This window comes from Staphylococcus agnetis (assembly GCF_011466855.1).
Lineage (GTDB): Bacteria > Bacillota > Bacilli > Staphylococcales > Staphylococcaceae > Staphylococcus > Staphylococcus agnetis.
The window spans coordinates 1064265-1088452 of sequence record NZ_CP045927.1 but is presented as its reverse complement, the minus strand read 5'-3'; the positions used below and the strand labels follow the sequence as shown (position 1 = coordinate 1088452).

Annotated in this window: 21 protein-coding genes and 1 other RNA gene; 18 read left to right on the top strand and 4 right to left on the bottom strand. The window is 34.4% G+C overall.

Annotated elements, in window-relative coordinates:
• Positions 1-7 precede the first annotated feature (7 nt).
• The 8 genes from bshA (at position 8) to GJE18_RS05350 (ending at position 9161) form a co-directional block, all read left to right on the top strand.
• Positions 8-1144, top strand: coding sequence for an N-acetyl-alpha-D-glucosaminyl L-malate synthase BshA (gene bshA / locus GJE18_RS05385; RefSeq protein WP_060551069.1), 1137 nt, complete (start codon positions 8-10; stop codon positions 1142-1144).
• Positions 1137-2339 (top strand): CCA tRNA nucleotidyltransferase, encoded by a 1203-nt coding sequence (locus GJE18_RS05380; RefSeq protein ID WP_060551068.1) that lies wholly within the window; start codon positions 1137-1139, stop codon positions 2337-2339. The genes bshA and GJE18_RS05380 overlap by 8 nt, the downstream gene beginning before the upstream one ends.
• Entirely contained in the window at positions 2326-3297 is a 972-nt protein-coding gene (locus tag GJE18_RS05375) for a biotin--[acetyl-CoA-carboxylase] ligase (protein WP_085622361.1), read from the top strand. Before GJE18_RS05380 ends, GJE18_RS05375 begins: the two co-directional genes overlap by 14 nt.
• 22 nt (positions 3298-3319) lie before the next feature.
• Positions 3320-6007: a helicase C-terminal domain-containing protein gene (locus GJE18_RS05370; RefSeq protein WP_085622359.1), complete on the top strand. Its 2688-nt coding sequence runs from the start codon at positions 3320-3322 to the stop codon at positions 6005-6007.
• 98 nt (positions 6008-6105) lie between these two features.
• Entirely contained in the window at positions 6106-7398 is a 1293-nt protein-coding gene (gene asnS, locus GJE18_RS05365; RefSeq protein ID WP_103345989.1) for an asparagine--tRNA ligase, read from the top strand.
• Between the two features lie 80 nt (positions 7399-7478).
• Positions 7479-8171: a DnaD domain-containing protein gene (locus GJE18_RS05360; protein ID WP_060551064.1), complete on the top strand. Its 693-nt coding sequence runs from the start codon at positions 7479-7481 to the stop codon at positions 8169-8171.
• Positions 8161-8832 (top strand): endonuclease III, encoded by a 672-nt coding sequence (gene nth, locus GJE18_RS05355; protein ID WP_060551063.1) that lies wholly within the window; start codon positions 8161-8163, stop codon positions 8830-8832. The genes GJE18_RS05360 and nth overlap by 11 nt, the downstream gene beginning before the upstream one ends.
• Positions 8832-9161 carry a YpoC family protein gene (locus tag GJE18_RS05350; protein ID WP_060552476.1) on the top strand — a complete coding sequence of 110 codons (330 nt, stop codon included), beginning with the start codon at positions 8832-8834 and terminating at the stop codon, positions 9159-9161. The genes nth and GJE18_RS05350 overlap by 1 nt, the downstream gene beginning before the upstream one ends.
• A gap of 88 nt (positions 9162-9249) precedes the next feature.
• Here GJE18_RS05350 and GJE18_RS05345 read toward each other — a convergent pair whose 3' ends face one another.
• Together GJE18_RS05345 and recU are read right to left on the bottom strand one after the other, a co-directional pair.
• The gene (locus tag GJE18_RS05345; RefSeq protein ID WP_060551062.1) at positions 9250-11469 is read right to left on the bottom strand and encodes a transglycosylase domain-containing protein; all 2220 of its coding nucleotides are present in this window, start codon (positions 11467-11469) and stop codon (positions 9250-9252) included.
• Complete coding sequence (gene recU / locus GJE18_RS05340) at positions 11466-12092, bottom strand: Holliday junction resolvase RecU (protein WP_037564332.1); 627 nt, start codon at positions 12090-12092, stop codon at positions 11466-11468. Before recU ends, GJE18_RS05345 begins: the two co-directional genes overlap by 4 nt.
• Before the next feature lie 312 nt (positions 12093-12404).
• Between recU and GJE18_RS05335 the strand changes: the two genes are divergently transcribed.
• The 8 genes from GJE18_RS05335 to GJE18_RS05300 all read left to right on the top strand — a co-directional run bounded on the left by GJE18_RS05335 (position 12405) and on the right by GJE18_RS05300 (position 21194).
• Entirely contained in the window at positions 12405-12740 is a 336-nt protein-coding gene (locus tag GJE18_RS05335; RefSeq protein WP_060551061.1) for a DUF1798 family protein, read from the top strand.
• Positions 12733-13290: an SLOG family protein gene (locus tag GJE18_RS05330; RefSeq protein WP_085622358.1), complete on the top strand. Its 558-nt coding sequence runs from the start codon at positions 12733-12735 to the stop codon at positions 13288-13290. Before GJE18_RS05335 ends, GJE18_RS05330 begins: the two co-directional genes overlap by 8 nt.
• Before the next feature lie 21 nt (positions 13291-13311).
• Positions 13312-13647, top strand: a complete 336-nt coding sequence (gene gpsB, locus GJE18_RS05325; protein WP_037564338.1) for a cell division regulator GpsB — start codon at positions 13312-13314, stop codon at positions 13645-13647.
• 41 nt (positions 13648-13688) lie between these two features.
• An RNA gene (gene rnpB / locus GJE18_RS05320) (RNase P RNA component class B) lies at positions 13689-14068 on the top strand.
• Positions 14069-14299: 231 nt separating this feature from the next.
• Positions 14300-15433 carry a THUMP domain-containing class I SAM-dependent RNA methyltransferase gene (locus GJE18_RS05315; protein ID WP_060551058.1) on the top strand — a complete coding sequence of 378 codons (1134 nt, stop codon included), beginning with the start codon at positions 14300-14302 and terminating at the stop codon, positions 15431-15433.
• Between the two features lie 143 nt (positions 15434-15576).
• Positions 15577-16491 carry an EamA family transporter RarD gene (gene rarD, locus GJE18_RS05310; protein WP_060551057.1) on the top strand — a complete coding sequence of 305 codons (915 nt, stop codon included), beginning with the start codon at positions 15577-15579 and terminating at the stop codon, positions 16489-16491.
• A gap of 364 nt (positions 16492-16855) precedes the next feature.
• Positions 16856-20317: a dynamin family protein gene (locus tag GJE18_RS05305; protein WP_107368951.1), complete on the top strand. Its 3462-nt coding sequence runs from the start codon at positions 16856-16858 to the stop codon at positions 20315-20317.
• Positions 20310-21194: a 5'-3' exonuclease gene (locus tag GJE18_RS05300; protein ID WP_107368950.1), complete on the top strand. Its 885-nt coding sequence runs from the start codon at positions 20310-20312 to the stop codon at positions 21192-21194. The genes GJE18_RS05305 and GJE18_RS05300 overlap by 8 nt, the downstream gene beginning before the upstream one ends.
• 186 nt (positions 21195-21380) lie before the next feature.
• Here the strand turns inward: GJE18_RS05300 and GJE18_RS05295 are convergent, their stop codons facing one another.
• Both GJE18_RS05295 and GJE18_RS05290 read right to left on the bottom strand, forming a co-directional pair.
• Entirely contained in the window at positions 21381-21782 is a 402-nt protein-coding gene (locus GJE18_RS05295; protein ID WP_060551054.1) for a ribonuclease HI family protein, read from the bottom strand.
• A gap of 87 nt (positions 21783-21869) precedes the next feature.
• Positions 21870-22574, bottom strand: coding sequence for a queuosine precursor transporter (locus GJE18_RS05290; RefSeq protein ID WP_037564349.1), 705 nt, complete (start codon positions 22572-22574; stop codon positions 21870-21872).
• Between the two features lie 287 nt (positions 22575-22861).
• Here GJE18_RS05290 and GJE18_RS05285 point away from each other — a divergent pair, with 287 nt between their 5' ends.
• Entirely contained in the window at positions 22862-23053 is a 192-nt protein-coding gene (locus GJE18_RS05285) for a zinc-finger domain-containing protein (RefSeq protein ID WP_168429135.1), read from the top strand.
• Between the two features lie 11 nt (positions 23054-23064).
• The gene (locus GJE18_RS05280; RefSeq protein ID WP_060551052.1) at positions 23065-24180 is read left to right on the top strand and encodes a conserved virulence factor C family protein; all 1116 of its coding nucleotides are present in this window, start codon (positions 23065-23067) and stop codon (positions 24178-24180) included.
• Positions 24181-24188 lie beyond the last annotated feature (8 nt).

Sequence of the window (24188 nt, the reverse complement as noted above, 5' to 3'; positions counted from 1 at the left end):
TGCCAATGTGAAAATAGGAATTACGTGTTATCCTTCGGTTGGCGGATCAGGCATCATTGCCACAGAATTAGGTATATTAATGGCAGAACGCGGGCATGAAGTTCATTTTATCACTTCAAATATGCCATTTCGACTTAACAAACCCGTACCGAACATTACGTTTCATCAAGTAGATATTAATCAATATGCGGTATTTCAATATCCGCCTTATGATATTTCATTAAGTACTAAGATCGCTAACGTCATTAAGGAACATGATCTAGATGTACTTCATATGCACTATGCGATACCGCATGCCATTTGTGGTATACTGGCACGCCAAATGTCAGGCAAAGATATTAAAATTATGACAACATTACACGGGACAGATATCACTGTTTTAGGTTACGATCATGCATTACGAAATGCCATCAAATTTGGAATTGAAAAAAGTGATATTGTCACAAGTGTGAGTCAATCACTGAAAGATGAAACGTATCAAATTATAGAACCTGACAAAGAAATCGTCCCAATTTATAATTTTGTAAGAGAGCACGAGTTTCCAGTAGGACGCCAACCCGAACTCCGTGCGAGTTACGGCATTTCACAAGATGAGAAAGTCATCATTCATGTGTCTAATTTCCGTAAAGTTAAACGCATCGATACAATTATTGAAACTTTTGCTCATATCCGTAAAAACATTAAAGCAAAACTACTTTTAATTGGCGATGGTCCTGAATTATTAGATATGCGACAACTTGTAAAATCGTTAAACTTAACAGATGATGTCTTATTTCTTGGAAAACAAGACTGTATGAGTAATTTCTATCAAATTTCTGATCTCGTTTTATTGATGAGTGAAAAAGAGAGCTTTGGTTTAACCCTTTTAGAAGCGATGAACTCGGGTGTCATACCTATTGGCACAAGTGCAGGTGGTATTAAAGAGGTCATTAAACATGAAGAAACAGGCTTTTTAGTGAATATTGGAGACGCGCATGCAGCGGCAGACTATGCTGTTTCTATTTTACAAGATTCAAAACAATATCAACGTATGCAGGCGGCTATGTTAGCAGATATTCAACAACGTTTTCATTCCTCTAAAATTGCAGATCAATATGAGCATTATTATGAAAAAATGTTAGGAGACGCACACACACATGTCTAAAACTGCTTTTTATGATGCGATACCTGTAATGGAGCACATTTCAAAACATGGTTTTGAAGCTTACTTTGTCGGTGGCGCTGTACGAGATTATTACTTGCAACGTGATATTCATGATATCGACATCGCTACAAGTGCTACACCAGATGAAATCGAAGCTATTTTTGAGCACACGATTCCAGTTGGCAAAGATCATGGTACGATTAATGTTGTCTTTGAAGGGGACAATTATGAAATTACGACCTTCCGCACTGAAGGTGACTATGATGATCATCGTCGCCCAAATGATGTACAATTTGTGCGCTCATTATATGAAGACGTCGCACGTCGAGATTTTACAATTAATGCGATGGCAATGGATACATCATTTAAACTTTATGATTATTTTGAAGGGCGACATGATTTAACAGCAGGTCTGATTCGTACAGTGGGCGATCCCAACTTACGTTTTGCTGAAGACGCTTTACGCATCATTCGAGGATTACGATTCCAATCTCAACTTAATTTTGAAATCGATCCTAATACGTTTGAAGCGATGCGGAATGCCGCTTCTGATATTGCATATTTATCCATCGAACGTATTATAGCGGAGCTAGATAAGTTGCTTAAAGGTTCAGGAATCGAAAAGGCTTTTTCAGCAATTCAAAGCATTAATCTCTTGGCGCATGTGCCTTATTTCAATCAATATCAATGGCAAACGCTCTCTTTATCTGAACCGTTGACACTTGTGCAATTCCTTGCGTTGTTGTATTTATTAGAGGGAAAGAAAGCACATATAAAAACTTTAAAATTAAGTAACCAAACACTTAAGGAAGCTGATGTTTTATATTCCGCTGTATCAGAATTACAATCCATTCAATCAAAACGTGACCTTCAAATTTGGTTATATGATTACGGTATTACACTTGCTCAAACGATTCTTGATTTGCGTCCGTTGTTTCAAAATCATGGCATTATGTTGCCATCACCTTTATTTTTTAATGCGACAAGCGTTCATTCACTTTACGAACAACTGCCAATTCGGTCTCGTAAAGAAATACCAATTGATGGTAAAGTACTAATGGAAGTATTACAACAACCTAGTGGCCCTTGGTTAAAACAAGCATTAAGAAAAATTGAATGCGCGGTTATAACTCAAGAAACACTCAATACACAATCTGATATTATAGAATGGGTGAAATTAAATGTCGAAGTATAGAGACCCCATATTAAAATTAATTACGGATGAGCGACCGAATTACATTTCTGGTCAAACCATCGCAGAAAAACTGAATATTTCTAGAATGACGGTAAAAAAAGTCATTGATCAACTTAAAGCTGAAGGTATTTCTATTGACTCTGTACATAATAAAGGGCATCGCCTCAATACTTTCCCTAATACTTGGCATACAAGTATCGTACAATCTGTATTAACGCATCAACCTTTATTTGATATCATACACTGCTATGACTCAGTAGCATCTACACAGCTTGAAGCTAAACATCTATTGGTTGACCATGATGAACCAATGCTTATTATTAGTGATACCCAAACTGAAGGTCGTGGGAGATTTAAAAGACCTTGGCAATCTTCTAAGGGAAAAGGGCTGTGGATGTCACTCGTCTTAAGACCTCAAATTTCTTATGCCATGTTAACAACATTTAATTTATTCATGTCGTTAGCGATTCGTGATGCGATTCAAGCTTATGTAGATGAAGACGTTAAAATTAAATGGCCTAACGATATCTATATTGGCGAAAAGAAAATATGTGGCTTTTTAACTGAAATGGTAGCAAATGCAGATGGTATTGAAGCGGTCATCTGTGGTATAGGCATTAATATCAACCAAACTACTTCTGACTGGGACGATGAAATACGTCAAATTGCAACAAGTATTAAAATTGAGAGTGGTCAGTCCATTGAACGTTATACGTTTTTAGAGACACTCATTTCACATATCGCTAAACGATACCATCAATTCCTAACATCTTCATTCAAATCAATTAAAGAGGAATACGTTGCTGCTTCCAACATATGGCATCGACAATTACGTTTTACTGAAGGTAAACGTCAGTTTTACGGCAAAGTAATAGAAATTGATGATGAGGGTTTTTTACATGTTGTAGATACAACAGGAACGATTCATCGTCTCATGAGTGCAGATATTGAACTATAGATAAAAAGAAAGGAGGGGTGATATGTCAAATACGCGCTACGCGATTGTCGATTTAGAAACGACAGGAAATCAAGTGGGCTATGATGAAATTATTCAAATTGGAATATCCTTTGTTGAAAATCATTCAATTGTAGATCAATATCATTCTATGGTTAAAACAGACTTAGAAATACCGACGTTTATTCAAGCTTTAACCTCAATAGAAGCGGACATGCTTGATCAAGCGCCTTATTTCAAAGATATTGCGCGCCAGATATATCATAAACTAGAGAATTGTATATTCGTGGCACATAACGTCAATTTCGATTTGAACTTTCTTCAATTCGCCTTTAAAAGTGCGCACATCGATTATGAACCTCCACAAATTATAGATACACTAGAATTATTTAAAATTGCTTTCCCAATGGAAAAAAGTTATCAATTAAGTGAATTAGCTGATGCGAAAGGTATCGTTTTAGAACAAGCGCATCGTGCCGATGAAGATGCACGTACAACGGCACAACTGATGATTATGGCTTTTAAGCAATTAGAACAACTTCCGGTAGAAACGATGAAACAACTTTACTTTTTAAGTAAACATTTAAAGTATCAATTGGATCATTATTTCTTCGAGCTGGTTCGACAACATAAAAACAATGAACATGTCACTACATATCGCCATTTTAATGGCCTTTATTACAAACCTATTCTAGATTTAAAAGAAACCCGTATACAGTTTGAAGGAGACATTCAAACACTGTATCAAACGATCATTGACAAAGCAGGGTATCAATATCGTGAAACACAGTTGTATATGGCTGAAACGATATATAATCAAATCATGCATAGTGAAAAGACCTTGATAGAGGCAGACACAGGAAGCGGTAAATCGCTTGCATATCTTATTGCTGCATTGATGTTTCATATTGAAACCGGGGAACATGTGATGATTTCTACAAATACAAAGTTGTTACAGAATCAATTGTTGCAACATGACATTCCTATGATTAATCGTGCACTGAATATACGTTTACACGCGCGTATGATTAAAAGCAAACACGACTACATCTCATTAGGCCTTGTACGTCAAATCCTCGAGGAATCTACACCAAATTATGAAGTGAATGTTTTAAAGATGCAGCTTTTAATCTGGATTCTACAAACAGAAACAGGGGATATACAAGAACTTCATTTGCGTGGCGGGCAAAAAATGTACTTTACACAAAAAGTCGAAACATATATTCCAATTAAAAACGATGTACATTATTACCATCATATTAAGCAAAATGCACAACGTATACAAATTGGTGTAACAAATCACGCCCACTTAATGTATTCTTCTCCAGACAATTCCATATACCAATTATTTAATCATTGTATTATAGATGAAGCACATCGGTTACCTGATTATGCTTTTGATAGGGCGATTAAAGTAGTAGGTTATGCTGACATAAAATACCAACTCGGGTTAATTGGTAAAACAGAAAATGAAAAATTATTACGTCAATTAGATGTTTTAGAACAACAGCGCATAGATGAAAAATTAGACATACCACCTATCGATGTATTTCAAATTAAAGAAGACATTGATCGTATTCATGAAGAAAATGAGCACCTTTTTAACGTTCTGTTTGAATGTGCACATCAGTCAAAAATTTATGAAGATGAAAGTGCCAAAACATTTTATATTTATGATTTAGATTCTGAACAAATTTCAAAGCCTTTGAGTCGTCTCATCCAACAAATTAATTTAACACTTGAGAATTTTAATAGCATGAAACATGCTACTATTAAAGCGATTCGCAAACATTTATTGTATATACGAGATATGATGAAATATTTTGAAAAGGCGATTCAGCAACACCAACCGTTTTATCTATCACTCAAAAATACGCATCAAAAGTCCACTTTAAAGGTGCATATTAAAGAAAACAAAATTAAAACGATTTTAACGAATAAAGTACTTAATAAATTTGATTCCATTACGTTTGTTTCAGGGACGTTAACATTTAACGGCTCATTTGATGCTTATAAAAAATGGTTCAATAACGAAGCATTTAAAACTTTTATCATCAAACCAAAAGTACCGTTAAATACAAAGGGACATTTATTTATACCATCCGATATCGAACGCTTTGATTACCATCACCATGATGATTATATTCAATCCATAGTTTCATACATTATTGAGTATGCTGAAATCGTCCAAGGTAAGTGTTTGGTTTTATTCACAAGTTATAAAATGTTATATGAAGTTATGAATTATTTACAAGACTTAGAAGCACTTGAAGATTATGTCATTTTATCCCAACAACCTAGTCAAAATTTTAAAATCGTTCAGCAGTTTAACCACTTTGATAAAGCGATTTTATTAGGCACTACGATGTTCTTTGAAGGGTTTGATTATCAAGCCAATGGCATAAAATGTGTTATGATTACCAAATTACCATTTATGAGTCAGTATCATGCTAAACCAGTACTTCTAAAGGATGAATTCGATAATATCTTTAAAGATTATGTCCTTCCTGAAGCTGTTTCAAGATTTAAACAAGGTTTAGGGCGCTTACTACGAAATGAACATGATCAAGGTATAGTGGTTTCATTCGACAATCGTTTAAAAGAGCAACATTATAAACATTTTTTCAATGAAGCACTTGAACCATTTGCTAAACATTACGGAACAATGAACGATTTTGATAAACTATTAATTCAATTACAGTCAAAAAAGTAACATGAAATGATATTTTGTTTGAACTTATTGCGATTGTAGAACTTATAAGTGAGTTTTGATAAAATAAGAAAGAGTAAAAATGTAATAGGAGACTGGTTATGAAAACAACGATAAAAGAAGCTAAGAATTTTATAGGTCAAGAGGTTACAATCGGTGCTTGGCTCGCAAATAAGCGATCAAGCGGTAAAATCGCGTTCTTACAATTGCGTGATGGAACTGGCTTTATGCAAGGTGTTGTCGTTAAAGCAGCTGTAGATGAAGACACTTTTAAACAAGCGAAGTCCATTACACAAGAAACCTCTTTATATATTACGGGTGAAATCACAGAAGATAATCGCTCAGATTTAGGATATGAAATGCAAGTCAAATCCATCGAAGTGATTCATGATGCTCATGACTATCCAATCACACCTAAAAATCATGGTACAGAATTTTTGATGGATCATCGTCATTTATGGTTACGTTCAAAAAAACAACATGCAGTGATGAAAATTCGTAATGAAATTATTCGTGCGACCTATGAATTCTTTAACAATAATGGTTTCACAAAAATCGACCCACCAATTCTTACAGCTAGTGCACCAGAAGGCACAAGTGAATTATTCCATACAAAATATTTCGATGAAGATGCCTTTTTATCTCAAAGTGGTCAACTGTATATGGAAGCTGCTGCGATGGCGTATGGTAAAGTGTTCTCATTTGGTCCAACTTTCCGTGCAGAAAAATCCAAAACGCGTCGTCATTTAATTGAGTTTTGGATGATTGAACCTGAAATGGCCTTTACTACACATGATGAAAGTTTAGAAGTTCAAGAACAATATGTATCGTTTATCGTTCAATCTGTTCTCAAAAATTGTGAAATTGAACTTAAAACGTTAGAGCGTGACACATCTAAATTAGCTAAAGTAAAAGCACCATTCCCTCGCATCTCATACGATGATGCTATTGAATTCTTGCATAAAGAGGGATTTGATGACATTGAATGGGGCGATGATTTTGGCGCGCCACACGAAACTGCTATTGCAAACCATTATGATTTACCTGTATTCATCGTTAATTATCCAACTCAAATTAAACCGTTCTACATGCAACCAAATCCAGCCAATGAAAAAACGGTTTTATGTGCCGATTTAATTGCACCTGAAGGCTATGGGGAAATTATCGGTGGTTCAGAACGTATCAATGATATTGAATTACTCGAACAACGTATTGACGAGCATCAATTAGATACGGAAAGTTATCAATATTATTTAGACTTACGTAAATATGGTTCGGTTCCCCACAGTGGCTTTGGTCTAGGACTTGAGCGCACTGTAGCATGGATTTCGGGTGTTGAACATGTACGTGAAACATCTCCATTCCCACGTTTATTAAATCGTTTATATCCATAGTATTTAATGACTGTAGACCAAGTCTCATGACTAATTTTTGAGCTTGGTCTTTTTATATCAAAACGAAACGAGGTGACGACATGAATGCAAGAGAACTACAAATTCGTCCTGTGGTCATTCGATACGAATTGCTAAATTATTATCAAGCACTCGGTTTGAACGAAGCAGACTTAATCATACTAATTAAAATTTTACACGCCTATGAAGTGTCTAATTTACAACCTTCAATAGATGTTCTTAAACAAGGTACGACGATGCAAGAAACAGAAGTCACTATGATTATCCAAAAACTTATTCGTTTAGATTTATTATCAATGAAAGTTGAAAAAGATCATGACGGTAAATTCTCAGAATTCATAAATATGGACGGCTTCTTTAATCAGTTCGCAAAAGTGCTAGAGCAAGAAAAGCAAAAATTAGAGCTTGAAAATGACACAGCACATTTTAAACGTTTATTTTCTAAAATTGAGACCAATTTTGGTAGGGCATTATCACCATTAGAAATAGAAACGATTTCACAATGGTTAGACGTCGATCACTATCCACACCAATTAATCGATGCTGCAATTGACGAAGCTTTAAGTCATAATAAATTAAACTTAAAGTATATTGATCGAATATTGTTGAATTGGCAAAAGAATAATGTCACTACTGTGGAAGATTCAAAACCTATACGGGCAAAATTTAAAAAACAATCACAAGAGGGAGCAAAAAAAATTGAAAATTTCCCTAAGTTTGATTGGTTAAATGGGGAGTCACCAAATGGTAAGTAAGAAAAAAGCTTTAGAAATGATAGATACAATTGATCAAATGTTTCCAGATGCAGAATGCGAATTAAAACATAGCAATCCTTTTGAACTCACAATTGCGGTTTTATTATCTGCACAATGTACAGATAACACCGTTAATAAAGTAACACAAGACTTATTCCAAAAATACCATACACCTGAAGATTATTTAAATGTTGAACTTTCAGAACTCGAAAATGATATTCGACGTATCGGATTATATCGGAATAAAGCAAAAAATATTCAAAAATTATCTAAATCATTAATTGATAAGTTTGATGGGGAGGTTCCAAACACACATCAAGAACTTGAAAGTTTAGCTGGCGTGGGGCGAAAAACAGCTAACGTGGTCATGAGTGTGGCTTTTGGAGCGCCTGCTTTAGCCGTCGATACGCATGTAGAGCGCGTTTCAAAAAGATTAGGGATATGTCGTTGGAAAGATAGTGTCTTAGAAGTAGAATGTAAGCTCACATCTATTATCCCTAAAGATCGATGGACTAAAAGTCATCATCAATTAATCTTTTTTGGAAGATATCATTGTTTAGCACGCAAACCGAAATGCGGAGAATGTCCTTTATTTGATGATTGTCGTGAGGGACAAAAACGTTATAAAGCGTCCTTAAGAGCAGTAGGTGGCGTCTCATGATGAATCGCTACACTCATTTTCATAACCTTGAACTCGAATTAGATGCACTTGCCAAAAAACGTTTAATTGGAAAAACACCTTCATTTGACTTATTAGATGCTTATTACGAATTACTCATATCTTATTTTAAAGATATCAATCATATCTCTTCTATTGAGCCACTTGATGAAACACAGTTAATGATTAAACCATTTAATTTAACAGAACGATTGGCGTATATTCAACAACGTAAACATCATTATATGGGATATCAACAAATGAAAACATTAAAAACAGAACTTATAAAAATGCACGCAGCCTATCGCGTCCGTCATGAAGAAGATCTTTAAAAGTATTGACGTGTCGGTAGCACTTGAATATTTGTAATATAAAAAAACAAACTCCTAAACAACATCGTTGTCTAGGAGTTTGTTTGCGTTAAAATCCAAAGAAGTTACGAATTGTACCACTTGGGCCACCAGTAGAATTTCTTTGATTTGTCGTTCCACTATTACCCGTTACGCCACTTTGAGAGTTTGCTGTTGGGCGATTCGTAGTAGTACTAGAACCACCGGCATTTGTACCACCACTATTTTCAGTAAAGTTACTTGTAGTATTATGGTCTGGTGATTTTGCAACATATAGGCTCTTATCACTGCCTCCTACAGAATCTGGACGTTTGAAGTCTTCGCTATATCCTGGAGGGTGAATGCCTGACATTACTTCTCTAAATAGTTCTTGAGGTAACTTTTGTTCGCTACTACCTACAAATGAGTTTGTACCATATGGTTTTACTTTGTTAAAGCCCATCCAGATAGACATCGTATATCTAGGGGAGTAACCTGCAATCCATACATCTTTGGCAGCTGAATCTGGTAAATTGTACTGTTGATACACTTCAGAACCGTAAGTACCTGTACCTGTTTTTGCTGCAACATTAAATCCTGGATTGTTACCATAAGCAGAACCATATGCTTTAAATGTACCTTTTAATACATCAGTAATCATATAAGCAGTGTAATCTTCCATTGCTTTATGACTCGTATGATCAAACTCAATCGTATTGCCATTGGCTTCTTCAACACGTTTTATCGCGTGCGCTTTGTTATATTCACCGCCATTGGCAAAAGACGCATAGGCTGACGCTAATTGTGTTGGTGAGAATTCAGAAGATGAACCACCTAATACTTCGGAAGGTCCGATATTAGTGTTTTCATATTCTAAACCAACTTTTTTAGCAAAATCAGTCGGTGCATTACTGCCTGCTTGTTCTTTAACTTGTTGCCAAGTTTTAAGGGCAGGGATATTGAAACTTTGACGTAATGCATCGTACAATGCGACCGTTCCATGACTCTTTTGATCATAGTTTCTAAACGTTCCGCCATCTACGTTATAAGCTGATTCATCTTGTAAAGCATGATTCGTTGCCCATTGTAGATTTTCAATGGCTGGTGCATAAGCTAAGAAAGGTTTTAATGTAGAGCCGGTAGGGTGTAAATCTGTCGCTTGGTTTCTTTCTACAACATCTTCGTAATTACGTCCACCCGAAATCGCTACAAGACCACCTGTTTTACTGTCAACTATCGTTGCACCAACTTGTTGGTCTTCATTCTTATAATAACCACCATTATTTACACGTTCTTGTAATGTATCTTGAACATTTTTATCCATGTTCGTGTAAATTTTAATACCACTGTTTAGAAGGTCAGATAAGTTTTCACCTTTAAAGTCTGGATGTGCCATTAATTCTTGCTTAATGAAGTTAACATATGAATCATATTGTTTTGTACTATCATCAGGTTTAATTTGACGCTCTGCTGAAGTACGTTGTACTAGATTCTCTGTAATAGGTGTATTTTGGGCCTCTTTTTTCTCTTTTTCAGAGATGCGATTATGGTAAGCCATTAAGTATAATACAGTATCTTTACGTTGTTCTGCTTGTTCAGGATGATCGTAAATATTATACGTATTAGGTACTTGTGGTAGACCAGCTAAATACGCTGATTCAGCAAGATTTAAGTCTTTTAAATCTTTGTTGAAGTAATACTTAGCAGCAGCTTTAATACCATATACACCATCAGAATAATAAATTTTGTTTAAGTACATTTGGAATATTTCATCTTTAGAATATTCCTGTTCCAAACGATATGATAAGTATGCTTCTTGCGCTTTACGTTCAATTGACTTTTGATCAGTTAAGAATGTACGTTTAACAACTTGTTGCGTAAGTGTTGACGCACCTTGAGCACCAAAGCCTCCAGAGACATTTTTTAAAACAGCTCCAAAAAGACGTTTGTAGTCGAGGGCACCATGATCATAAAAACGATTATCCTCAGTCGCTAAAACAGCATTTTTCATCTGTGGCGGGACATCTTTTAAGTCAACGTGTTCACGTCTTGCACCGTTATCAAGCTTTTTAACAAGTTGTCCATTTTTGTCATAAATTTCTGCTGGTGCGGGATCTTGTAATTTCGCTTCATTAAAGGCGGGTGCTTTCCAGGCATAATATGCAAAAAGTAAGATTGCTAGTAAGCCTAGAATAACTCCGGCAAGCACCATAAAACTCAGCACTTTGATGATGGTACGCTTGATGTTTCTATTCTTTTTTTGACCGGACTTCTGAGATGAACTATTAGAAGTCCTTTTCTTTTCCGTCATACGCGGTCCTCACTTTCATCTAATATCAACTTATCAACTGCATTGAGGTAATCTAATCTTGGTTGATATTGATAAGGAATATAGTAACTATTTTCTTGAATTTCTTCAACCGAAATAGATTTTTTTCCTCCTTGTTGACACCGTTCCCAAAAAGGAAGAAAGTTTTTAAAAGGGAGTAGGTACACATCGTCAAGCACTTTAAATCGAATGAGTAAAAACACTATGCCACCTTGTTCTGACACATGAGACATATGTCGCACTTGATGTTCATGAATGTTTTGTAACGGAAAAGACGTTTTATTTTTAGTTTCTTTCGCTTCAAAGTCGATGTGATAACCCTGATAAATACCATTATAATCGGTTGTAGAAGGCGTTCTAAAATAAGCCTCTTTAATAACAGCCTGACTACGTTTAGGATAATCTACATGTACCACTTGAACTGGGGTAGGCTTCTTATGAATCACTGCACGTCGGTGTTTCATATAAAATTGATTCGAACGTTCAATGTCTTTTTCTAATGACATCCCACGTCCACCATATTCAATTTTACTATGCTGTGACATATTCGTGATTCCGCCTCTAGTCTGATTTGGCTTAAAAGGCTTACCATTTGGATAATTCATTTTGCCACCTAAATTCTGAATTAAGTTAGAACGACTGTTCTTTACTACATTAGTAATGTTTTAAGGTACATATCATTTAATAATTAAGTAAATAGGGCGCTTAACACATTACTTAACTCGTATGATATCCTTTAATTCCAATGACATTACGATACAAAACACTTTGCAAATCAATATTATGTTCGTATATAATACGATGCAATTAAAGTTATCATAAACTGATATTATTGTATCACAAATGCTATAGATGCGTTACCCTTAATCCAGTTGTAATAAGCATGTAATACGAGATATACACATTTGGAGGTTAATATGAATGTCCAAGAATTGATAGAAATAAATAAAGCAATACAAAAGCGCTTTAAATTAGCTAAACAAGGTCATCAATACGACTTTGAAAAAGATATCAAACCGTTTGTTAGTGACGTAGACGCATCTTTGTTGTCGTTTAAAAAAAATTATCATTCTATGCTTACGTTCCCATATTTTAATGACCAAAAATTTCATCGTCTCATTCAAATTATTGAAGAAGTTTCTGTAGAATGTCATTATAAAAGAACAAGTACTAAAATATTTAATGATAAAATTAAAGTTGTCACACATGATTTAAATTATCTAAAACAAATGAGTGAACAAAACCATGTTTAAAACGATGTATGTTACAGGATACAAATCTTATGAACTCAATATTTTCAATGAGTCCGCTAAAGAAGTGCAGTACTTGAAGCAATTTATAACGCATAAATTGATAGGTTATATCGAAGAGGGGCTTGAATGGGTGTTAATTCAAGGCCAGTTGGGTATTGAATTATGGACAGCAGAATGTGTCATTGATTTAAAGTCAGATTATCCTGATTTAAAATTAGGTATCATTACGCCATTTGAAAATCATACAGAGAAGTGGAATGATACTAATCAATTGCGTTATCAGCACATTATAGCGCATGCTGACTTTGTGCGTAGTGTTTTTGAACGCCCTTATGAAGGGCCACATCAATTTCAAGCTGCAGATCAATTTATGTTAGATCATACAGATATTACGCTTTTGATTTATGATGAAGAACAAGAAGCGAGCCCTAAGTTTTTCAAGCGTAAGTTAGTTGATTTTACAGAAAAAACAAACTATACTTGTGATATTGTGGCGTTTGACGAAATTACGAGCTTTATCAATGATTTACAATGGTCTGAAGAAAATTGAATCAAATGAGGTGGAGAAATCATGTCAGATGTTTCTTTAAAGTTATCTGCAAAAGATATTTACGAGAAAGATTTTGAAAAAACAATGGTACGCGGTTACCGTCCTGAGGAAGTAGATGCTTTTTTAGATGATATCATTGCGGACTATCAAAAAATGGCTGACTTAAATAGTGAGGTCATTAAATTAACTGAGCAAAACAATAAATTAAAAAAAGAAATTGAAGATTTACGTATTCGTGTCGCATCAGGTCGTTCACACGATAATAAAAGTTTTGCTAACCAAAGTACGAATCAAAATAGCAATGTAGACATTCTTAAACGTATCTCTAACCTTGAAAAGGCTGTATTTGGTAAATAATCATTGCTTTTATGAATCAAAATGATATAATTTTTGAGTGATATTTTGCGTAATCGCTATAGTGAATATAGAGGAAAGTCCATGCTCACACAATCTGAGATGATTGTAGTGTTCGTGCTTGATGAAACCATAAGTCAAGGCAATACATTTATTGACGGCAACGACCTAACCTAAGTCTTTTGATACGGTTACAATAGTTTGAAAGTGCCACAGTGACGTAGCTTCAGTTAGAAATAACGAAGGTGGAACGCGGTAAACCCCTCGAGTGAGCAATCCAAATTTGGTAGGAGCACTTGTCTAACGGAAATGAACGTATAGACGAGGAAAAGTTATATGCTTTTCAGACAGATGATTACGACCGGCGTACCAGTGTAACTAGTGCACATCATGAGTACTACGGGACAGAACATGGCTTATAAAAATATCACTACTAGTTCGGGGCTGGGACATCAATGTTCCAGCCCCGTCATTTATTTCACTATAAATGTGTACCCCTTTAAACCGCTATCCAATGACACCACACATCATCATTACCCTCATCGATGAACATGATTACTAAATGCCATATGTTCATTATGAATAACATAAGTATGATACAATTTATTTAATTTATACATAGCAACCTATATCAAATTATTTTAGGAGGAAAATCATGTACCAATTACTAGCAGTATGTCCTATGGGGCTTGAATCTATTGTAGCTAAAGAAGTTCAAGAGTTAGGATATGAGACACGTATTGAGAACGGGCGCATTTATTTTGAAGGGGACGAAAGCGCTATTGTTAAAGCCAATTTATGGTTAAGAACTGCTGATCGTGTCAAACTCATTGTCGGTCAATTTGAAGCAGTAACTTTTGATGAATTATTTGAAAAAACAAAGGCTTTGCCTTGGGAAGCAATCATTAGTAAAGATGGAAAATTTCCTGTGCAAGGTCGTAGTTTAAAATCAAAGTTATTTAGTGTACCTGACGTTCAAGCGATTACTAAAAAAGCTATCGTTGAACGTCTCAAACACGCTTATAAAATCCCTGGATGGTTAGAAGAATCTGGGGCCAATTATCCGGTCGAAGTTAACATTTTAAAAGATAAAGTTTTACTTACGATTGATACATCTGGTTCTGGTTTAAATCGTCGTGGATATCGTTTAAAACAAGGGGAAGCACCGATTAAAGAAACACTAGCTGCTGCTTTAGTTAAATTAGCTAACTGGACAGGGGATACACCGCTTATCGACCCATTTTGTGGATCGGGAACTATTGCTATTGAAGCATGCATGATTGCTCAAAATATTGCGCCAGGTTTCAATCGCTCTTTTGTATCCGAGCAGTGGGATATCATGCCAGATCAGCTATTTGATTCATTGCGCGCTGAAGCAGATGAAGCTGCAGATTATGATAAAGAAATTGAAATATATGCTTCTGATATTGACCCTCATATGGTAGAAATAGCAAAAGCCAACGCTGATGAAGTTGGCATGGGTGATATTATTCAATTTAGTGTCAAAGATGTGAATACTTTAACACTTACACATGAGGGACCAATTGGTATTATTGGAAACCCACCTTATGGCGAACGTATCGGTGAACGTAACGAAGTTGAAGAAATGTATCGTTATTTAGGCACATTACTTCATAAACATGACCAACTTTCGCTTTATATTATGACAAGTCATAAAGACTTTGAATATTTAGCCAATCGCAAAGCTACAAAACGTCGAAAACTCTTTAATGGCTATATTGAAACAACGTATTATCAATACTGGGCACCTAAAAAAGCTGATGCGTAAAGTGCAAACTTGTAAAGTATTCTTAGTTGCATTCCGCTTCTCATAATTATAATGATTTTCGTGACATACATTGCTGTTCAAGAATGTAAATGATTGTGTCAATAGTGAGATAATCATTTATGAAGATAAAGGGGGCTATGTCGATGCAAGATACAAGTTTTAAAAAGGGGATTATGTTCTCATTAATCGCATATATACTTTGGGGAACATTACCGCTTTACTGGGCATTAATCACGGGGATTAATGCGATTGAAACCTTAATGATACGCATAATTTTGTCCCTTATTTTTATGTTATTGTTGTTGCCACTAATGAAACAATGGACAACATTTAAAAACGATTTACAACAACTCATTGCGTCACCTAAGAAAATCATCATTATTATTATTGCTGGTTATGTGGTGACATTGAATTGGGGAACATTTATTTATGCTATTGAAGCTGGTTATGTATTACAAACAAGTTTGGGATATTATATCAATCCATTAGTAAGTATATTATTAGCAATGATATTCTTTAAAGAACGCTTTAATCGTTTAGAGTGGTTAGCTATAGTCATTGCTTTAACTGGCGTGCTTTATATGACCGTTAAAATAGGTGAATTTCCTTTCATCTCTTTATTGTTAGCATTTTCATTTGGAATTTATGGTTTATTAAAAAAATTAGTCCCTTTAAATGCGATGAGTAGTATAACTATTGAAACGATAGTGACCACACCGATGGCACTCATTTATATCTTATATATGACGTTCCAACATCATTTAAGTATTGGATTTAATCTGTCATCATTTTGGCTCCTATTTTCAGGCGCTGTCACGGCCATCCCTTTACTCTCATTTTCTGCTGGCGCCATTAGGATTCCACTATCCTTAATGGGGTTTATCCAATATGTTGGGCCAACACTTATTTTCATATTAGGTATTTTTGTATTTAAGGAACCGTTTAACATGGACCAATTTATTACATTTTGTTTTATATGGTCAGGTATTTTAATTTATGTTTTATCGCAAATTATCAAAATATATAAAAGACCTACACCTTTAAAATATCAAGATTAACGCACTCAATATGCTTATAAAATTGTGTATGATAACTCAAAAAATGATATTATAGTTGTTTTCATTGCAAGCTTTCAAAATTCATGTATGTGAATTTTGGAAGCTTTTTCTATTTTGTTGTTGCTGAAATGCTATCTCGTTTGTCTATTAAAAATTTGACCAGATGAATGATAAAAGAGGCATTTTTTACAACATTAATGAGTTTGATATAGCTTAAAGGAATTGCATTAAATCCAACATTAGTTATTCATTCAATGTGACATCTTTATTGTTCACTTTTATTCTTGAATCGTGTTGTTGGTTTTTTTAATGGCGTCACCTATAATACAATAGTAAAGAACCATTTAAACAAGGGGAGTACACTATGCATAACCAAGCACAATTGGATATTTTATATAAGTTAAAAAAAGAAGTGGAGAAGTCCAATCACACGTCTTTTGTACATACAATCAATCAAATGATTAAAAAAGTTTATTTAGATCATTATACGATGACATTTGTCGGTCATTTTTCTGCTGGTAAATCTACGGTTATAAATCGGTTAATCGGTCAGGATATTTTACCGAGCTCACCTGTTCCTACAACAAGTAACACAGCTCTAGTAACTGTTTCTGAAACTTCAGGCATTACAGCAAATATAGAAGGTCAAAGCTATACTATTTTAGATTCATACGATGATGTGAAACAAATGAATAGAGAAAACTATAATGTAGAATCGATAGATATTCGCTTTAAGTCTCATGAATTTCGTCAAGGCTTTACGTTTCAAGATACACCTGGTGTGGACTCAAATGTTCAATCACATAGCGCAAGTACAGAAAGCTTTCTATACACTAGTAATATGGTATTTTACACAGTTGATTATAATCATGTGCAATCAGCTTTAAATTTTCAATTTTTGAAACGTTTAAATCATGCCAATATTCCTGTGGTATTTGTGATCAATCAAATTGATAAACATGTGGATTCAGAAATTCCATTTGAAACGTTTAAATCCCGTGTGGAGGCGTCGCTTAAAGAATGGGATATACAACTAGAAGCCACGTTCTACATAACTAAGTTTTCACATGAAGCAAATGAATTTGAAGCACTTAAATCCTTTATACGTCAGCAAGATGAAAATAGAGAACCCGTTAAAGATTATGTTAATCGAATGGTCGATTTTATCACTCAACATCAATCAGATTATTTGGAACAAAAAATGAATGATATATTGTCTCAGTTAAATATTGAAGTTGACCAATTTGACCATGCCTATGACACATTTAAACAAAATCAAGCTGTTCAAGAGGAATCCGCACGATTAAGTAACAAATCTACTTTAAAAACAGATTTATATAACAATCGAAAACACATTTTAGATAATGCTTACGTCATGACACATGATATGCGTGAACATATACGTCATTATTTAGAAAGTAATGCAAAAGATTTTAAAGTGGGTGGTTGGTTTAATAAACAAAAGAAATTAGAGGAAATACGTCAGTCACGCTTAAATACGTTGATGGACGCCCTTCAAAATAAAGTCACACAAGAAATAGCAAAGCCCATGCGTGAAGATATGTCTTATTTGACACGCTTTATACATGATCAAGATTTAAATCATCAAATTGTCAATCAAAACTTTGACATTCCAGTTGACTTAATTACAGATTTGTATCAGACCCAAATACAAATTAGCAATCAATATGTATTGACATTTTCTGAAAACTTAATGAAACAAATACGACAGTACGTCTTGAAATCAAGTGAACCATTAGATACCCGCATCGTATCATCCATTGATATTATTGAAGAAACAAATACCAATAATGAAGACGCTAACCTATATTCGCAATATGTAGAACTTCGTGCGTTAAAAGCATCTTTAGATACAAAAAATTATCAACATTATTATATTCATTTAGACGATTCATTGGATAAACTGATAGATCGTACACCGATAAACTATGAACCACAAACTATAAACCAAAACGCTCAAGTAGATATATCGCAAGCTTCAAAGGATCAAAAACATCACGTATCGCAACTAGAAAAAATTAAGTCTTCGTTAGAAACGCTACAAGAGTTACCTTTATTCCAAACGACAAAAAATAATATTGATGACACGCTAACACGCATGGATCAACATATCATCAAAATCGGTGTGTTCGGAACGTTTAGCGCTGGGAAGAGCAGTTTAATCAACGCATTATTAGGAGATCAATATTTAGTAAGCTCACCTAACCCAACGACTGCAGCGACGACCGAAATATCATATGGTCATAACAATGCGATTACTTTTAAATCTAAATCTACCTTACTTTCAGAGATCAATGATGTCACGGAAGTTGCAGGGTACACATTTTCTTCTATCGAAGCATTTTTAAAAGAGGATAAAACAAAACTTAAAGCTAATATTGATAAGAATCGTTTAGCCTTTATTCACGCTGTAGAACAAAATTATGATCTATATTCACGCTTAACTAAAGACAGTTTAACGATGGCGATTGCTCAAGATGACATTAAAAAGTGGAGTGCAGAAGATCAATATGCAACATTTGTAAAAACTGTACATCTTCAATTACCATTGGAATGGCTAAAAGATAAAATTATTATTGATTCGTTAGGATTGCATTCGAATAATCAACGTCACACTAATGAAACTGAAAAGATTTTAACAACTTCAGATTTAATTATTTACGTGAGTTACTTTAACCATTCATTTACAGATAATGACAAAGCGTTTATTCAACATATGAAAGAAATGAATCAATTGATGGAAAACCAAGCATTTAAAATGGTTGTCAATGCGACAGATCTTGCAGAAACAGATGAAGACCGTTACGCTGTAATGAACTATGTACAAAGTGCATTAAATGAAGTGGGAATGACACCTGAAGTGTTTGGAGTATCTAGTCGAAATGCCTTAATACATGGCGATGCTGGTCTAGAGAAACTTAAAGCGCGTGTAGATGATTTTGCACAAGTAGAATCAAAAGAAGTATTAGAATCACAAATGAATCATCAACTTCTTTACATATACGATGCTTTAAACGCAATGGTACTTGATTTTGAGAAAGATAGCACGAAACGAACACACCAACATGAACGTTTAAAAACAATACGATCACCTCACGTATTTGATGCTCAAATTTTATCAACAACTGCCCAACAGGCTGAAAATGAAATTTCTGATCAACTTTATCATCTTCATGAACGTTTAAAAATACAATTGTTAGATGATATCAAAGCAGTATTTAACGGCCAAATGACAAATACAGATGATTTTAAACAAGAAAAACTAGCAGCTTCTAAACGTTATTTAGATCATGTTCATCAAAAACTATACTTAGAACAAACTTTAATCGTTGAACGATTAAAACGCTGTTTCATAGATCACTTTGAACATCAATGCATCCCTACATTAAAAGCATTGCAAGAACTACATGTATTGGTACAACCAAAATTAACTTTTCAATTAGACCAACTTGAGACACCTTATTTAAAACTTGATTTAGACACTTTTGTAGCTTCGTTGCCTAAATCTTTAACGAAAAAGAAAATTATTCAAGCGCAAGGACAAAAAGAAATCCAAGAAGCAATCAAAGAGAAGACGCTCCAACATATACAAACACCTATAGAGCATCTAAAAAAAGCATTACATGAGCGTAATCAATTATTGATTCAACAAGGAAAGTCACTTCTAAATGAATTAGAGCAAGTTGCTCAAAGCGAAATAGACCAAGTCATTTCATATCGTATTGATAATCAATTAGTGGCACAAATCAAACAAATATTACCTAAATTACAAAATACTTTAGAAATTGAGGATTCACATGAGTAAAAAAATATTATTAATTGATGGTATGGCATTATTGTTTAGACATTTTTATGCGACAAGCGTGAATAAGCAGTACATGTTCACTACCAAAGGATTACCCACAAATGGCACACAAGGTTTTATTCGTCACATCTATACTGCGATTAAACAATCTGATCCAACACATGTAGCTGTATGTTGGGATATGGGAAAAGCAACTTTTAGAAACGAAATTTTCGAAGGATATAAGCAAAATAGGACGGAGCCGCCAGAAGCATTATTACCACAATTTGATCATGTTAAGCACATCTCTGAAGCATTAGGATTTCATAATATAGGTGTATCTCATTATGAAGCAGATGACGTTATTGGAACGATTGCAAGTCATTATAAATATGTAGAAGACGCTCAAGTTGTCATTGTTACAGGCGACCGTGATTTACTCCAATGTGCTTCTAAAAACGTAGAAATTTGGTTAATTAAAAAAGGATTCTCTGAATATGTAAAAGTCGACGAACAAGCATTTATATCACAGTACGCATTACAGCCTAAACAATTAATAGATATTAAAGCATTTATGGGAGATAGTGCGGATGGGTACCCAGGTGTTAAGGGGATAGGTGAAAAAACAGCCATTAAACTTATTCAAGCATACCACTCAGTAGAGGGTGTGCTTGAAAATATGCATCATCTTACACCAGGACAACAAAAGAAAATCCAAACACATCTTGATGATTTAAAACTATCGAAGCGATTAGCACGTATTGAAGACAATGTACCTATAAACTTTAAAAATTTAGAACAATACCTACTCTATGAGCACAATATTATGCATGCGCTTCGAATATGTGAGGCACATGAATTACGAGTTTCCCATCGCTACTTGAGATCACTCTTTTAAAACAATGTATGAAACATTATTGAGAAGATTTCATAATCAAATTAAGCATCGAATATAACAAATGACATAGCCTTCAGCACTCATCAATGAATGTTGAAGGCTATGTCAATACATTTTTAGCGTTAAACGTATTATGTTTAACTGTTCATTAAAATAACGCTTAATTCAAACTTCGGTGTTCCACTTTTAACTTCGTTTTTTTGTATATTGATACAGCTTTGATTGCGCCAACATATTCGCCTCTTTATTTTGTTCTCTAGGAATCCATTTGACAAAACACAGGTCAAAAGCATTGGATAGAGCTAAATATGATGTCAAATAGTGTTTATACTTAGCATTTTTAACAAACTCACGATTCACTGCATCTTCTATTAATTTTGAATCTGTATGTATGAGGGCATTAGAGACGTTCAAATTTTGCGCTTGTTTTAATGCAATTAACAACGCTTCCCATTCTGCCTCATGATTCTCTTTTTCTCCAATTACATCAGCAAATACATAACGCTGATGATTTTCTACAATTACCACACCATAAGTACTTAAACCTGGATTGCCTTGTGATGCAGCATCAAAATATATTTTTGCCATATCAACACCTCTAAATAATAGTAACACGAAGCGATAAAAAAAGAGAATGAACGTCTATTGTTCACTCTCCTTAGTTTTATCTTATATTTAATCAATTTGAAAAGGTTTAATTTTCCCTTTACGATACAGCCATTTAGCCCAATATCCAAAAGGCACATTGAAAATTGTAGCTATTAACTTAAGAACGTACGTCGTAACAAAAATTTCAAACACTACATCATTAGGTAAAGGTCCACCTAAAAATGCTATGATTACAAAAATACCTGTATCGATAATTGAACTTAACATTGTGCTTCCATATGCTCGTATAAAAAATGTACGGTCTGAACTAAAAATCCGCTTAATACAGCTAAAGATAAAGACATCGATATATTGACCTATAATATAAGCAATAATTGAAGCTAAAGCAATACGGGGCACCAACCCAAAAATTGTATCCAAAGCGCTTTGTGCGATATCAGCTGTACTTGGTTGAAAACTTAATGAAATTTGCATCAAAATAATCATGATTAATGTCGAAAAAAAGCCCATCCATACCGCTCGCTTTGCGACTTTACGTCCATATATATCATTAAGTATATCAGTTGCTAAATATATAGATGCAAACATAACATTACCTAACGTCGCAGATATCGTAAAAATATCTACTGTTTTTATCACTTGTATATTGGCTATCATCGTTCCTATAGCGACCCAAACAATTAAACCTTGGGGACCAAATAACCGAAACATTAAAACCAATAAAATAAAAGTCATTAAAAAAGCAACTAAACCTAACCATTCATTAAACATGAAATTCCTCCTAAATTTTGATTAAGCGGGTGTTTAGAAACCGCTTCTATACTTCTAAAATTGCCTACATTGAATTTAAGGACTTGATAATAATCAGACTTGAATTACCACAATAATTAAATCAATCTCAACTTAATTATAATAATTAAAATAAATATAAATATCAATAGATGTAACAAAAGTTTTGCATGTCTAAGAGAAAAACGTTAGCTTGAAATTTAAATATTTCATTGAAAAGGGAATACATGTTACCATAATGTTTATTGTGTGTGCTAATTTAAGGAGTGATGATTGTGTTTACAGAAACAAAAAAACGTGCTGTTTCAAAAATTGACCAATTAATGAACCAATATTGTGAGCAATGTATGATCAAAACACATATCAGACAATCTCAGAATAAGACGAAAGCACATCATTTTTGCATAAAAGAGTGTTCAGTTGGTAAACAAATTCAACAATTAGGCAATGAATTACAATAGGGGGACATTTTATGGAAATTGTAAAAGTTGAACCTACTCCAAGTCCAAATACAATGAAGATTATTTTGTCTCAAAAAAGGGCGGACAATCAATCTAATACGTATACTGAAATCAAAAAAGAACAACCAGAATTTATTAATGCGTTGCTTGCCATTCAAGATGTTAAATCAATTTTTCACGTACTTGACTTTATTGCTGTTGACAAAACACCGAAAGCTGAGTGGGAAAGCGTGTTACCTCAAATCACAGAATCATTAACACATGGAAGTATTGCGTCATCACACACAGTTGAGCCAGATGCGCATTTTGGTGAAGTCACGGTGGAAATTTTGAAGTTTAAAAATATCCCATACCAAATTAAGTTAACGTCAGGTAATGAGGAATTGCGACATCAATTACCAGATCATTTTGTCGAGGCCATGACTTCTGCACAAAAAGCGGGTGATAATGTTGTTTTCATGCGTAAATGGGAATCATTGGGTATTAGATACGGTGAGATGGATGAAGTCATGTCACATGTGGAGACTGAAATTAGCGCACTATACCCAAAAGATACACTTCATACACTCGTGAAAGAAGCACAAGAAAGTGATATACATGTACCTCAAAAACTTTATAAACATGTTACACTAGAGACATACCAACAAACATCAGACTGGAACGAACGTCTACGTATGTTAAAATCTTTTCCAAAGCCCACAATTGAAGACTATCCATTATTAGATGCTGCTTTAAAAGAAGATAAAGTACCGTTAAGACGAGAAGCAGTTGTATTATTGAGTATGATAGAAAATAAAGCAACACTACCATACTTATATAAGGGGTTGCGTGATAAAAATCCCGCTGTACGTCGAACTGCCGGTGATGGATTAAGTGACCTTGGATACAAAGAAGCATTGCCGGAAATGGAAAAAGCACTGTCAGATCCACAAAAAATTGTTCGCTGGCGTGCAGCTATGTTTTTGTTCGATGAAGGTGGACAAGACCAATTAAAAACGCTTAAAGCTCATCAAAATGATGACGCATACGAAGTGAAGTTACAAATAGAAATGGCTATTACGCGAATTGAAAATGGTGAAGCCGCTTTAGGTTCTGTTTGGAAACAAATCGCAAATCGAAATCAATAGGGAGATGT

Bases quoted from the DNA above. Each gene is read 5' to 3' on its own strand.
- GJE18_RS05380 (WP_060551068.1), top strand. From the start codon at position 1,137: ATGTCTAAAACTGCTTTTTATGATGCGATACCTGTAATGGAGCACATT.
- GJE18_RS05375 (WP_085622361.1), top strand. From the start codon at position 2,326: ATGTCGAAGTATAGAGACCCCATATTAAAATTAATTACGGATGAGCGA.
- GJE18_RS05370 (WP_085622359.1), top strand. From the start codon at position 3,320: ATGTCAAATACGCGCTACGCGATTGTCGATTTAGAAACGACAGGAAAT.
- asnS (WP_103345989.1), top strand. From the start codon at position 6,106: ATGAAAACAACGATAAAAGAAGCTAAGAATTTTATAGGTCAAGAGGTT.
- GJE18_RS05360 (WP_060551064.1), top strand. From the start codon at position 7,479: ATGAATGCAAGAGAACTACAAATTCGTCCTGTGGTCATTCGATACGAA.
- nth (WP_060551063.1), top strand. From the start codon at position 8,161: ATGGTAAGTAAGAAAAAAGCTTTAGAAATGATAGATACAATTGATCAA.
- GJE18_RS05350 (WP_060552476.1), top strand. From the start codon at position 8,832: ATGAATCGCTACACTCATTTTCATAACCTTGAACTCGAATTAGATGCA.
- GJE18_RS05345 (WP_060551062.1), bottom strand. From the start codon at position 11,469: ATGACGGAAAAGAAAAGGACTTCTAATAGTTCATCTCAGAAGTCCGGT.
- recU (WP_037564332.1), bottom strand. From the start codon at position 12,092: ATGAATTATCCAAATGGTAAGCCTTTTAAGCCAAATCAGACTAGAGGC.
- GJE18_RS05335 (WP_060551061.1), top strand. From the start codon at position 12,405: ATGAATGTCCAAGAATTGATAGAAATAAATAAAGCAATACAAAAGCGC.
- GJE18_RS05330 (WP_085622358.1), top strand. From the start codon at position 12,733: ATGTTTAAAACGATGTATGTTACAGGATACAAATCTTATGAACTCAAT.
- gpsB (WP_037564338.1), top strand. From the start codon at position 13,312: ATGTCAGATGTTTCTTTAAAGTTATCTGCAAAAGATATTTACGAGAAA.
- GJE18_RS05315 (WP_060551058.1), top strand. From the start codon at position 14,300: ATGTACCAATTACTAGCAGTATGTCCTATGGGGCTTGAATCTATTGTA.
- rarD (WP_060551057.1), top strand. From the start codon at position 15,577: ATGCAAGATACAAGTTTTAAAAAGGGGATTATGTTCTCATTAATCGCA.
- GJE18_RS05305 (WP_107368951.1), top strand. From the start codon at position 16,856: ATGCATAACCAAGCACAATTGGATATTTTATATAAGTTAAAAAAAGAA.
- GJE18_RS05300 (WP_107368950.1), top strand. From the start codon at position 20,310: ATGAGTAAAAAAATATTATTAATTGATGGTATGGCATTATTGTTTAGA.
- GJE18_RS05295 (WP_060551054.1), bottom strand. From the start codon at position 21,782: ATGGCAAAAATATATTTTGATGCTGCATCACAAGGCAATCCAGGTTTA.
- GJE18_RS05290 (WP_037564349.1), bottom strand. From the start codon at position 22,574: ATGTTTAATGAATGGTTAGGTTTAGTTGCTTTTTTAATGACTTTTATT.
- GJE18_RS05285 (WP_168429135.1), top strand. From the start codon at position 22,862: ATGATTGTGTTTACAGAAACAAAAAAACGTGCTGTTTCAAAAATTGAC.
- GJE18_RS05280 (WP_060551052.1), top strand. From the start codon at position 23,065: ATGGAAATTGTAAAAGTTGAACCTACTCCAAGTCCAAATACAATGAAG.